This window comes from Nostoc sp. S13 (assembly GCF_029379315.1).
GTDB lineage: Bacteria > Cyanobacteriota > Cyanobacteriia > Cyanobacteriales > Nostocaceae > Nostoc.
Genome location: NZ_JAQYWQ010000155.1, coordinates 1 through 13,298, shown reverse-complemented (window position 1 = coordinate 13,298; position 13,298 = coordinate 1). Strand labels below are relative to the sequence as shown.

At 40.8% G+C, this 13,298-nt stretch carries 10 protein-coding genes; 5 read left to right on the top strand and 5 right to left on the bottom strand.

The window, feature by feature from the left end; translation table 11 throughout:
- Nucleotides 1-2,616 (bottom strand): HEAT repeat domain-containing protein (locus PUQ00_RS29655; protein ID WP_300423286.1); only part of this gene is annotated, 2,616 nt, incomplete at its 3' end.
- 150 nt (nt 2,617-2,766) lie between these two features.
- Between PUQ00_RS29655 and PUQ00_RS29650 the strand changes: the two genes are divergently transcribed.
- A complete protein-coding gene (locus PUQ00_RS29650) occupies nt 2,767-3,528 on the top strand; it encodes a Uma2 family endonuclease (RefSeq protein ID WP_300423284.1) in 762 nt (253 codons plus the stop codon).
- 127 nt (nt 3,529-3,655) lie between these two features.
- Nucleotides 3,656-4,510, top strand: coding sequence for a bifunctional class I SAM-dependent methyltransferase/HIT family protein (locus PUQ00_RS29645; RefSeq protein ID WP_300423282.1), 855 nt, complete (start codon nt 3,656-3,658; stop codon nt 4,508-4,510).
- Between the two features lie 129 nt (nt 4,511-4,639).
- Here PUQ00_RS29645 and PUQ00_RS29640 read toward each other — a convergent pair whose 3' ends face one another.
- Nucleotides 4,640-5,035: a Fur family transcriptional regulator gene (locus PUQ00_RS29640; RefSeq protein WP_300423281.1), complete on the bottom strand. Its 396-nt coding sequence runs from the start codon at nt 5,033-5,035 to the stop codon at nt 4,640-4,642.
- A 144-nt stretch (nt 5,036-5,179) separates the two neighbouring features.
- On the opposite strand from PUQ00_RS29640, the gene purS reads away from it, so the two are divergent.
- Together purS and purQ are read left to right on the top strand one after the other, a co-directional pair.
- A complete protein-coding gene (gene purS, locus PUQ00_RS29635; protein ID WP_300423280.1) occupies nt 5,180-5,458 on the top strand; it encodes a phosphoribosylformylglycinamidine synthase subunit PurS in 279 nt (92 codons plus the stop codon).
- 83 nt (nt 5,459-5,541) lie between these two features.
- Entirely contained in the window at nt 5,542-6,216 is a 675-nt protein-coding gene (gene purQ, locus PUQ00_RS29630) for a phosphoribosylformylglycinamidine synthase subunit PurQ (RefSeq protein WP_300423278.1), read from the top strand.
- 515 nt (nt 6,217-6,731) lie between these two features.
- Here purQ and PUQ00_RS29625 read toward each other — a convergent pair.
- A complete protein-coding gene (locus PUQ00_RS29625) occupies nt 6,732-7,229 on the bottom strand; it encodes a DUF427 domain-containing protein (protein WP_300423276.1) in 498 nt (165 codons plus the stop codon).
- A 166-nt stretch (nt 7,230-7,395) separates the two neighbouring features.
- Nucleotides 7,396-8,964 carry an HlyD family efflux transporter periplasmic adaptor subunit gene (locus tag PUQ00_RS29620; protein WP_300423274.1) on the bottom strand — a complete coding sequence of 523 codons (1,569 nt, stop codon included), beginning with the start codon at nt 8,962-8,964 and terminating at the stop codon, nt 7,396-7,398.
- Between the two features lie 25 nt (nt 8,965-8,989).
- Here PUQ00_RS29620 and PUQ00_RS29615 point away from each other — a divergent pair, with 25 nt between their 5' ends.
- Complete coding sequence (locus PUQ00_RS29615; RefSeq protein WP_300423273.1) at nt 8,990-9,190, top strand: hypothetical protein; 201 nt, start codon at nt 8,990-8,992, stop codon at nt 9,188-9,190.
- Here PUQ00_RS29615 and PUQ00_RS29610 read toward each other — a convergent pair.
- Nucleotides 9,166-12,168 (bottom strand): peptidase domain-containing ABC transporter, encoded by a 3,003-nt coding sequence (locus PUQ00_RS29610; RefSeq protein WP_300423272.1) that lies wholly within the window; start codon nt 12,166-12,168, stop codon nt 9,166-9,168. The genes PUQ00_RS29615 and PUQ00_RS29610 overlap by 25 nt on opposite strands.
- Between the last annotated feature and the right edge of the window lie 1,130 nt (nt 12,169-13,298).

The window sequence follows — 13,298 nt, the reverse complement described above, 5'->3', positions numbered from 1 at the left end:
GTCTTTGAGAAACGAGCAGGTGTCCGGGTCATCTTTGAAATTCCTGGCTAATGCTCGGATGGCTGCAAATCGCCCATACCCATGATTATCAGCAGTGGCGCGGTCTTTGAGAAACGAGCGCGTGTCCGGGTCATCTTTGAAATTCCTGGCTAATGCTTGAATGGCTGCACCTCGCATATTCCCATTATTATCAGCAGTGGCGCGGTCTTTGAGAAACGAGCAGGTGTCCGGGTCATCTTTGAAATTCCTGGCTAATGCTTCGATGGCTGCATCTCGGACATCCGCTTCATTATCAGCAGTGGCGCGGTCTTTGAGCCACTGTAAAGTATCGTCGTTATCTTTCCAAATTGCGGCGATTGTTGCAACTGCTTGAGTGCGAATTTCCTGAACTAGCTTAGTTTCTTCATCAAAGAAAGAGTAATAGTACCATAGGTCATATTTAGTTAAGTCTTTTAGCTTGTTAAGCAATTTATTAGCCACTGACGCAATCACCGAGCAATTTCTCACTTCTGCAAGACAGTTAGCCACTAAAAACAGGTTGATAAACTTTTCCTTTTCGCCATCTTGCACCATCAAGTAATCAAGAATTTCACCAACAAATTTTGGCTCAATCATTCCCGCAATTAACAGCAACACCTCATGCCAAATTTCATCTTGCCAGTGTTTGCCAAAAACTTCAGTTTTGAGATCCTCAATTGTAATACTGCGTTCCTTCTCAAACTGCCAGACAAACTCCCAAGCACAGAAATATTCTAAAAAAGTCCGATGCACAAAGGCATAGTAATCTGCACCCAAGAAACATAAAATAAAATTGCGAGTCCGCAGTTGATTAATCATCACCCGCGCAATTTCTCTAGCTTGAGTGATTTCTAAACTTTTGAAATAGTCAGTCAAAATCTTCTCTAAATCACCTACACTAATCAAATTGCCAGCCAAACCTTTATCCCCGGTTTGCATATAATAGGCAACCTGACGCAACATTGCTTGCTTATCTTTATAATCAATAATTTTAGGATCTAACCTCTTGTCTTCTTGCAAAGCACGTTCCACATCCCATTGATGCAGCAATACCCGCGATGCTTGTTCATAAAGTGTCGCTCTATCTCTTGGCAATTCCTGATTCCGATTTAGAATCGCCATAATCGTCAACAACAAAGGATTTCCTGCTAGTTCTGCAATGGATTGTGAAGTGTCAATCCCGATTTGCAGCCGTTCCCGTTTTCTAACTTTATCCGCAGTATCGATAAAGGTTAACTCATGCCAGCGGTAAATAAAATCCTGAATTTGTTCTGCTTCTAAATCTTGGAGTAAAAAGTGGTGAAACTCAGCATCTTGCAAACGTTGCGGTTTGTAGCCAATCACGCGAGAAGTGACAATCACCTGCACATCACGATATTCATTAGTGAAGCGATGAATATCAGTAATTACATCTTCTCGTTGAGCAGGATCAAATACCTCATCCAAACCATCGAACATGACTAAAGCGTTACCACTCTTTAGCTGTTCGTGCAGTTGATGTTGGTTGAGGTGAGAAATCGCACCACTACATTTATGAAAAAATTCGAGAAAATTATGACACTCTTTATCCTCCCGCCGCCGCATATAAGTGCGTAACTCAATCAGCACAGGAATCGGTAGAGATAAAGAATTATTCAACGGACTCCTAGCCCAATTTAATGCCAAGTATTTTAATAAAGTAGATTTCCCGGAACCAGGGTCGCCCAGAATCACGATATATTTATTAGTCCGCTGCTCATTTACAATATCCACTACAGAACGTTTCGGTTGTTCTAAATAAACTCGTTTGTAGCGTTCTAATTCTTCTAACTCAACTTCTGCTTCCAGTTCGTTAGTTTCTCGCAATCTTCGGAGATGTTCTTTCGGCAGTTCGTGAATTCGGGGAATAACTTGGTGAATTTCGCGGACATTTTGTTCTATGAATATATCCCAGACTTTGAGTTTATCTCGATAATCATAGGTACTTGTATCTAAGCTGTCTAAATTAAGATTGCTATAAGTTTCCTTAATAGTTTCTTGGTATCTTTCCAAATCAAAATCAGGAATAATCCCGGCTATCTCTGTTGTGTTGTTCTGGATTTTGTCTAAATTTCGGGAATCCAGAATCTCTCGCAGTTCAGGAACTCCTCTAATAATCTCTTTAATCTTTTGCAAATATTTCTTAGCAATCCGTTTCCAGTTAAAATCATCCGGTAACGGGTATGAAGCATTAAGTTCATACCAAATTGTTTCTAATTTCTTGGTATCTATAGCTTGAGAATCATCTTTAAAAGCAGTTCCCAAAATTCCTTTGACTTTTGGATGCTTCAGAAATTTATTTAGCGGCTGCTCATACTTTTTAATTTCATCTTCAGCAAGTTCACTATCATCTAAATCCTGCTGCATGAGTTGCAAAAATTCTGTTACAGCCATGACAACAGCTTTCTCCAGGGGTTCTCGCTTAAAAGGCGCGACCATAGCATTATTAAAGATATTTTTGAAAAAATCTTTAGCGTAGTCTTTGAGTAAATCCTTGACAAACTCTTCGCTGATAATAGTTTTGACAAGAAATCCAACTGCTTTTTGACCTATCCAGAGAGTGAACCACTCAAATATCATACTCACGCCTGCTAAGTGCTTGACTACGAGTATATACACTAGCTTCAGGAATATTTCCAGATTTCTGAGTCTTCTAAGTTAAGAGCGATGCTGGCTGAAGATTTGTTAAAAATAACTAATATACTCTGCATTGATATTAGGAGTAATTTTATGGTTCTACAAGTTAACCCCATCCAAAAAGAACCAATTGTTACTTGGGAAGCACTTCCAGCCGACTTCATTTTACCTGACGATCCAGTGGAAAATATTCAACAACCCGCGATCGCTGCTGCGCTTACCGATGCTTTGGGAAGCACAGGACGCATCCAACCCCAGATGCTGATTGGCTCTAATTTTGGACTTGTAGCCACAGTCAACAAAAAAATTGTCGTTAAAGCCCCTGATTGGTTTTACGTACCTCAAGTCCAGTCTGTAGGAACAAATGTAGTTCGTCGCAGCTATACCCCGAATTTAGAAGGCGCTGCTGTGGCTGTAGTGATGGAATTTCTCTCAAACACAGAAGGGGGAGAACTATCAGTCCGCTCAACTCCACCCTACGGTAAACTCTATTATTACGAAAAGATTCTCCAAGTTCCAACCTACGTAACCTACGACCCTTACGAACCAAGCATAGAAATACGCTGCTTGCAGAATGGACAATATATTTTACAGCAAGTAGACGCCAATGGACGTTACTGGATTCCTGAGTTAGAGTTATTTCTCGGAATTTGGCAAGGTGAAAGATTATGCCAAACCATGAATTGGCTGCGCTGGTGGGATACAGAAGGAAATTTGCTATTGTGGAGCAGCGAACAAGCTGAACAAGAACGCCAACGCGCTGAACAGGAACGTCAACGTGCTGAACAGGAACGCCAACGCGCTGATATATTAGCAGCTAAGTTACGTGAGCTAGGTATTGACCCTGATGCGTAGGCGTAGCGCGCACTTCTCTACCAGAGGCTGCGCCTGCGCTCAGTACAAGTCAGTGACCATCGTAGACATCGCATAACCTCAACGGATGCTGGGAATAATAAATTTGGGACATCAGCACCAAAATTCCATGAAACAGCAAAAAAATCAATTCAGCTATCTTACTGCGATCGAAAGAAGTTATCTGTCATTTCCTGCACAGTTTTTATTAAATCAAAACCTGTTACAAGGCAAAATACTAGACTTTGGTTGTGGTTTTGGCAATGACGTTAAGATACTACGCCAAAAAGGTTGTGATATTACAGGCTATGACCCTTATTATTTTCCAGAATATCCTGATAATAAATTCGATACAATAATTTGCTTTTATGTTTTAAATGTTTTATTTACTGAAGAACAAGTTAATGTTCTTATGGAAGTATCACACTTATTAAAACCCGGAGGTAAAGCTTATTATGCTGTAAGGAGGGATATCAAAAAAGAAGGTTTTCGAGAACATTATGTTCACAAAAAACCCCCCTATCAGTGTATTGTAAAACTTCCCTTTACCTCAGTTATTTTAGATGAATATCGTGAGTTATATGAGTATATTCACTATAATCATCAGCCTAATTCATCTAATTATTGCATATTCTGTAATCCTCATAAAACTCTAAAACTATTAACTGAATCAGCAACTGCTTATGCAATTCTTGATGGCTATCCTATCAGTAAAGGACATATTTTGATTATTCCCAAACGTCATGTTAGTAGTTATTTTGAGCTACCATTTAAAGAGCAATCTGCTTGCTGGTTTATGGTGAACAAAGTACAAGAAATTCTCAAAACAGAATTTGAACCTGATGGTTTTAATGTAGGAATGAATATCAACCGAGCCGCCGGTCAAAATATTATGCACGCGAGTATTCATATCATCCCTCGTTACAAAGGTGATAGTGTCTCTACTAAAAGTGGAATCAGGAACGTTATTCCTAAAAGGCAATAGTTTTTAATTAAATATCCCGTGGTTATTCCATACTGTCAATGATTACCGTAGCTTTATTTAGCGCAGCTTCATAAAGAATTGATATCAGATAAAATTGGTATGACTATTGATCAATCGCAGTAGCTTGACTTATCCAGTCGCTTGATTCATCTGGCATTGACTGCACAACCCAAAAAACTCTAGGGTGTGGTAAAAAACTTTAAACTTATGGCTCGATTCTAACTGGTTTTCTAAGTCATGAACGGGGCATTGATTAATCGGAATTGAAACACCGCATTGTAAGCAAGTAAGGTGGTGTTTGTCTTGCTGCGCTAGGCTATATAGGGCTTCACCGTTAGCCAAATTCCGCACTTGTACCATGCCTTCGAGTTTTAAGGCTTCTAAGGAACGGTAAACTGTCGCTAAACCCATGCTCTGATTGGTGTTACGTAGTTCTACGTAAATATCCTGAGCGGAAATGCCTTTTTTGATGGTTTTCAATAGGTTGAAAATACGCTCTTGACTGCGGGTGCGTATGGCTCTCATAGACAATTATTTAAATATGCCACTGTAGTTGAAGCTGTTAGATGGGCTAATTGATTAATTAACTTTAACCGCTTCGTAATCTTATTTTCACTCAGTTAGAGCATAAAGTTATAGTATAGCGATCGCACCATTCAGCAAAAGCCCGTGCAAACCAAGTATTTAGCCAAAATTTTCGTGACGCTTCGTCCTTCAGTCTTAGACCCTGCTGGTGTGGCTGTACAATCCGGTCTTCAGCAACTGGGATACAATAACGTTGACCAGGTGCGGATTGGCAAGTACATTGAACTCACCATCACTTCAACTGAAGAGAAAAAAGCGCGTCAAGACCTCGATCACATCTGTAACCAAATGCTATCAAATCCCGTGATTGAAAATTACCGCTTTGATTTGATTGAGGTCGAAACCCAAACTGGGGTATTTTAAGGATTGGGCATGGGGCATGGGGCATTGCTTTCTCCCTCATCTCCCCCATCTCCCTCATCTCCCTCATCTCCCCTTAACTAATCATGAAATTCGGCGTTGTTGTTTTTCCAGGTTCTAATTGCGATCGCGATGTTGCTTATGTAACCAGAGATTTGCTCTTACAACCAACTCGCATGGTTTGGCATCAAGAAACAGACATTGCTGATTTGGATGTCGTAATTATACCTGGTGGTTTTAGTTATGGGGATTATCTGCGTTGCGGTGCGATCGCACGTTTTTCACCCGTGATGCAGCAGGTTGTCGAACACGCCCAAAAAGGTAAGTTTGTCCTCGGTATTTGTAACGGTTTTCAGGTATTAACTGAAGCTGGACTTTTGCCAGGGGTGTTAACTAGAAATCTGGATTTGCATTTTATCTGCGATCGCATTCCCTTGAAAGTTGAGCGGACTAATCTCTCATGGACGCAAGCTTATACCAATAGTGAAGTTATCACTTTGCCCATTGCCCACGGAGAGGGGCGATTCTACGCTGATCAAGCCACTCTCGCAGAAATTGAAGATAACGGGCAAGTTGTGTTTCGCTATCAAGGGGAAAATCCTAACGGTTCACTGAATAACATTGCCGGGATTTGCGATCGTCGGGGCAATGTCTTGGGAATGATGCCGCACCCAGAAAGGGCGTCTGACGCAATGCTGGGGAATAGCGATGGGTTGAGGTTGTTTCAGGGATTGTTAGAGAAGGTAGCGGCATTAGCGTAGAGCAAATATCGGGGACTAGGTTGAGCCAGAGAGCGATCGCTGTCTCAAAGATAGCTAAAATAGGACTTACGTACAAGAGATCCCCCAACCCCCTTAAAAAGGCAGGGCTGTTTCATTCCATTTCAAACAGGATTTGTCAAGATGGTTAGCGAGAAAATTGTAAGTAAAAGTGACCCTGAGATGAACATTTAAGCACTTAAATATCAGTAAGATAGTTCATTTTATCGGCACGCTGGTAACAAAATAACTAATTTTTAATTGCTATAACCCTTGATTTTTAAAGCTTTTTAGGGAACGAAACAGCCCTGCCTTAAAAAGGGGGCTTTTAAAATTCCCCCCTTTTTAAGGGGGGTTAGGGGGGATCTAGGTTTCAGGTTTTGAGTGCGTAAGTTAAAAGAAGAGAAGCTTTGAATTTTCCCCCTTCCCTACAACGGAAGGGGGCTAGGGGGTTAGGTTTCAGTAAAAGTTACACACGGCGTAATAACTAGCAACTTGGGTTAATATTTAAAATTGGCTCACCATCCCCAAGTACCAGGAGCGCCTTTGAAAGGGCCAACAATATCACTGGTGATCCAACCGCCGTAGAAGTTACCTGGTTGTGGTTGCACCTCTTCGCCATTCACGTAGCAATTATCCATGAGATGAGCGTAAAAAGCTACATAGTCCTTGAGAGAACCAAAAGCTGGTGTCGGGTTAGGGTAAAACCAAGCAGCATTATTGACTTCTTTTTCAGCAACTCGGATTGTATAGTAATTAGCACTTCCCTTCCACTCGCAAAAGCTAGACTGCGGCATCAGTTGCAAATATTCCATTTTGATATCCGCAGGAGGAATGTAGTAAGAAGGAGGATGACTAGTTTCTAAAACACGTTTGGCGTTGTGAGTATTTGCAATTATTACTCCGTTAAAGATGATTTGGATATGTTTACTTGTGTCCTCCAGACGAGGAGGACGGGGATAATCCCAAACTGATTCTTGTCCGGGAACGGGTTCGATGCGCTGAGAATTAACCATTTAACAATTCAAAATTTAAAATTCTTTGACTACAACTAAGCTAAAATCCATCTAATTTACAGATGAGAATTTTCTCAATATATTGTGGGGTGGGCAGCGTTCGACTGAGCGCTCACGCCGAAGTCTTACCCGCCTTAATTATGCAACTTGAATGCCGATTAGCTTACTAGCGTACTTCTTTAAGAGTATCAACTTGCTTGGTAAACATCTCAGTGAATAAACTCAGCACACTCCGTTCTTCGCGCACTTTGATATTGGCACTGATAGACATACCTGATTGCAAGTTGACTTTTTTACCCTTAATTACTAAAGATTGTTTATCCAACGAGACTCTTGCCGGAAATCTATAAAACTGATGTGTTTGATCTGGCGGTAATGCGTCTGACCCGATGTCAATCACTTTTCCTTTGATATCGCCAAACTCGCTGTAAGGAAAAGAGTCAATTCTGACATCTACCTTCATGTCTTTTCTCACAAAACCAATATCTTTGTTAGTAATGAAAACTTCACCTATATAGTTTTCATTGGGGACAATTTGCAGCAGTTTTGTCGTTGGAGTCGCTACAAATCCAGGGTTTTTTGCTTGTAAATCGAAAACTTTTCCACCTACAGGCGCACGAAGTTCTTCATATTTAACATTTAACTGTGATTGAGAGATTTTACTATTGACATCTGCCAAACGCTGCTCATTATCCAGCACAACTTTCATGAATTGGCTATCGATAGCGGCAATGCGCTGTTTGTTATCAGCTATCTTATCCAAAATGGTTTTATCAGAAACAGCCACCGTATTGCTTAACTCTTGTCGTCCTTTTTCTATATCAAACTGGAGACGTTTTGTTTCCTCACCTAGTTGCGCTACTTCCGCCGTGCGGTTTTGTACTTCTTGTCGCTGGTTGAGATACTGAAGTTGAGAAATGCCACCTTCTTCTGCTAATGTCTTCAGCTTATTTAAAATCCCCTGTTGAATAGCTAAACTTGATTTACTATCTTCCAGCTTAAATTGATTTTGACTAAGTTGTTTTTTAGTTTTTTCTACTTCCAATCGCGCCGCTAAACTGCGAGAATCTAATTCTTTTTTGGCAACTTGTAGAAGTTTTTGCTCATCAATGCCTAGCGCATTATCTTGACCGGAATTTTTTAATTGAGTCCGCAATAATTCATTTTCTCCTACTAGCGCTGACCGACTTTTCAGCAGAAAAGCAGTTTCTTGTGGTAAATTACCGCGCAAATATAACAGTTCCGATCCCGTCGCGTTACTTGCACTCATCAATCGGCGATAAATCTGGTTTTCTTTAATTAATGCAAGGCGAATTTTATTCAAAGAATTTAATTCAGCAACAGAAGCGATGGAATCAAAAGTCAACAACAAATCTCCTGGCTTTACTTCTTGTCCATCTTTAACATTAACCGTTTTCACCACGCCACTCACAGGAGCCTGAATTTCTTTGACTGTTCCTTGTGGTTTTAATTGCCCTGTTGCTGCCACTACTTGCTCAATTTTTGCTAAATAAGCCCAACCAATTCCAAAACAGGCTAGTAGCATGAGAGTAACCATGATTGTACGCGACCAAATTGGAGATTGGCGCAAGACAATAGATTGCTCAAATGCCAGATTGTTTGAGTTAGCTAAAGACTCTTGAGTAGCTTTATGTTGTTTTGTAAGTACCTGTGAATCTTGCTTTACTCGGTTTTTCTCATTGCCGTTGAGGTGATTACCATTAAGTTTAGTCATAATAATTTTGGGTTTTGGACTTGTCGTGAGCGTTCAGTCGAACGATTTGGGATTTTTTGTACGGTGGGCACTATTGATCAATGCCAAAAACTTAGATTTTAATATTTGTGACATTGCCTACTCTACGCTGATTGGTGCATCTATGGAATGGTGGTCAAACAGAGAATTTTCTCATGCCATGTCTCCACCAGCAATGAATAATTATAAGTTGACATCTTGTTGCTGATACAGGTAAGCATAATGACCTTTAATAGCCATTAGTTCTTGATGGCTGCCTTGTTCTATAACCCTGCTGTTATCCATGACGACGATCATATCTGCATTACTCACGGTGTTCAGTCGGTGGGTAATAAAAAATACTGTCTCACCCTTGAATGCTTTAGCTAAATTGAGACATATTTGCCGTTCTGTAGGATAATCTAATGCGCTCGTTGCTTCATCTAAAACTAATAATTTTGGTCTTTGTAAAACAGAGCGGGCGATCGCAATTCTTTGTCGTTGTCCACCTGAAAGTGCAGAACCCCGTTCTCCCACTCGCGTGTTGTAACCGTTGGGCAAGTTCATGACAAACTCGTGGGCGCAAGCAACCTGAGCCGCTTCGATAATTTCTTCGGTTGTGGCATCGGGATTCGTCAGAGCAATATTTTCCTGAACGCTGCCGTCAAACAATAATGTCTCTTGGGGAACTACACCTATCTGCCGTCGTAGTGAATAAAGTTCGACTTTGGCAATATCATAACCATCAATTAAAATTCTGCCGGACTCGGTTTCATAAAGTCTCAGTAGTAACTTCATCATCGTACTTTTACCAGACCCACTTTGTCCGACAATGCCGATAAATTTACCTGGATCAAATTCGAGGGTGACATTAGAAAGTTGCAAAGGGCCACTTGTGCCGAAGCGGAAGGAAACATTTTCGTATTTGACTGCTCCCTTAATTGTAGGTAAGGGTATGTTGTAACGGTCTGTTTCTCCTTCTTGTGGTGTATCGACAATATCGCTTAAACGCTCTAGAGACAAGGCAGTTTCTTGGAAGCTTTGCCAGAGTTGAGCCAAGCGCAATATGGGGCTGGTGACGTAACCGGATATAATCCTAAAAGCAATTAATTCGCCTAAAGTTAATTCTTGTTGCAGTACTAAATAAGCCCCTACCCACAAAACTAGTAAGCTGCTGAGTTTGTTGAGGAAGTTGCTGGTAGAATTGGCGAGGGTGGAAGTTACAACTGTTTTAAAACCAGCGGCGACAAACCGAGCGTAACGCTCTTGCCAGGAAAAGCGCGATCGCAATTCAATATTTTGCGCTTTTACTGTTTGAATTCCTGACATCACCTCCACTAAATAAGATTGAGTTTCAGCGTTGCGTTCGGCTTTGGCACGTAACTGTCTGCTAATGGTGGGAGAAGCAATTAAAATCACAATGATAAACACCGGAATTGTGCTTAACCCTACTAAGGTGAGTTGCCAACTATAAATCAGCATCACACCGATATAAACCACTGAAAATAGAGCATCTAACCCCACTGTTAAAGCAGTACCCGTGAGGAATTGGCGGATATTTTCTAGTTCGTTGATCCGAGTCGAAAGTTCGCCCACCGGTCGGCGTTCAAAATAGCGCAGAGGTAAACGTAGTAAGTGGTCGATGATTTCCGACCCTAAACCCATATCAATCCGGTTAGTGGTATCAACAAATAAGTAGGTTCGTAAGGTAGTCAAGACTGCTTCAAATATCCCGACTACTAATAGCAAAACCCCCAAAATATGTAGAGTACCAATACTATTTTGAGTGATAACTTTGTCGATAATTAACTGAACAACCAGAGGATTTGCCAAGGCTGCCAACTGCACGAAAAAAGAAGCCACAAAGACCTCTATCAGGACTCGACGGTAGCGTGACAAATAGGGGAGAAACCACCGTAAACTAAAGCGTTCTTGGGGCGTCTCTTTGGTAGGACTGAGCAGTAATACTCTAACTTGGGGCGGAAAGTTGGTTGGATCAACATCTAATTCTTCAACCAATTCAGAGGGTTTGCAGCGCACAATCCCTTCGGATGGAACACCCACAACCATAGTATTCGCATCTGCTGCATATAAAACGGCAAAACTATCACCATAGCGAATCAATGCCGGTGTAGGAATGCGCGTCACAGAGGCGACTGGTAGCTCTATCAACTGCGCCTTAAGCCCGATTAACTCTGCCAGGTAAGCAGTAACTTGAAACGATATACTACCCTGACGTTTGACTTGCTCACTTAAAATGCGGCGAACCACCTCTCGACGAAACGGCATTTCTAGGTGCTTCGCGATCATTTGGAAGCAGGCGAAGGCTGTATTTAGTTCTCCCTTACCACCAAAAAAGGGGTATTTGGTTTTTAGCGAACTCTTTAAGGTCTGGGGGGCTGTCTGTGGAACTATTTCGGCCGATGCGTAGGGAATATCTTGTTCCTCTGCACTATTTGATTTGCTGTCACTTACCACAAGTTCGATCTGATTACTATCTTCCAAGATCAAATCTGACGGATGTATACCAAGCAACCGTGCGGGGTTTTGAGTTATGACTTGGATATTGTCTCTGTCATCGTGCGATTCTAAGCGATCGCCCGGTGATAAATTCGTTACTATCCCACCGCCACTCACAAACCAGACGCTTTCGCTATCTAGTTGGTTGAATGAAGTTTTTCCGGGAGGGAGGTAATGTATTTTCGCCTGTGGTAAGGCTTTTTCGGTCAGTTCTCTGAGATTTAAAGTAGCGATCGCTTGCTTTTGCCAATGCGAACTGAGAATATCGAAAACTTCCACCAAATAACTGCGGTTCTTGCGAGCATCAGCAAAAGCTGGATATAAACCCAGAAAGCTAAAATATGCCGAGGCATTCAAGGTTAAACATACTACTTCGGTGGAAGCGATCGCTGTTTCACAGGCGACATCGCGCAACAAACCAATTTCGCCAATAATTTCCCCCGGTTGCAATAATTTTAGGGTGATTGGCATTTGCGTCTGCGGGTCATATCCCAACAGGCGCACTTGTCCCTCATAAATGATCGTGATCTGTTGCGGGAGACTTTCTTTACCAATGATTTTCTGACCGATGCGATAGCGCCAGGCTTGTAGCTGTTCTGATAGATTGGCGATCGCTGCATCTGGTAGGTGATTAAACCCTTCTACGGTAGTGAGAAATTCGGCAAAAGTGTTCTTAATGTAAGTCATATAAAACAATTCAAAGGTAAAAGTGAGCAATAAAGTCGAAAATATTAGCGAGTATCTCTTTTTTTAACAGTAGCAGTGTTTGGTTTTATGCCAGCACCCGCAAGATTTCTCTGGTATTCAGTGTGCCTGAATATCTAAAAGCACAAAGGGTAGCTTCGTCTAATTGCAGATCTGCATCCGTATCACATGGTTCCTATGGAAGCGGCGTGACAAGAATAAGTCGCACATCGCGTTAATTTATACAAGTTTAAAATCAATATTTGGCATTGCAAGTATGCAAGATGGATATTTATCATTAAACCAAGACACATAAACGCGGTTGTTAAACTAAGCGTCGGATATTTTAATTTATGATAATTGACATGAAAGTATCACAAATGTTTTCCTAAGTAAATACCCTCATGAAGGATTGTGTAATCAAAAAAACTTTAAATTTCTGAATTATTTTTTACAAATTCTTAAATATCGGGGATTGATACCATCACTATTGATTGGCGAAAAACAACAAACTTTCGTTGTCAAGCAGCACCTATGACTTTTTCCCCAGATTAATTTAATAAAAATTAACTGGAAAAGTAAAGGTGAAGATTTTTTGATCACCGGAGAGTAATCAATTACTCAATTTATGAAGGAAAGACAATAACTGCCTTCAGTAAATTTACTAATTTAATTAATATCAAGTTCATCTTTATCTGCCTAAACCTGCATTTCTTACAAGCACTGCGTTGGCGTAGCCCAACCGAGGCATCGCATTGAGCAGAACCTTTACCCAGACTATATTTTGGGCATTTTTGACTGTAAGAATTTTGGTACAGTGTCAAAGGTACAAATCTGGGTCTTATAAGGCTTTGAGAAATGTGGTGAAAAATCCGGGATAAAGCAACCTTATCTCTGTTGCCGGATGAGGTTGATAAATTTTATACAAAAATTCTAAGCGCTCAATACTATACAGTCTTGACACTTAAATTCACACGTACAATGATATTGTCCAGTTCCATTAATGCTTAGATTTGCTCTAAGTAAGTTGGCATAATAAAACCAAACTATGTAAACAAAGATAAACTAGGCTAAAACCCAATACGCTTGGGTTAAGGCTAAAACTCTTTGTCAAAGTCAATTTTTTTAACGAA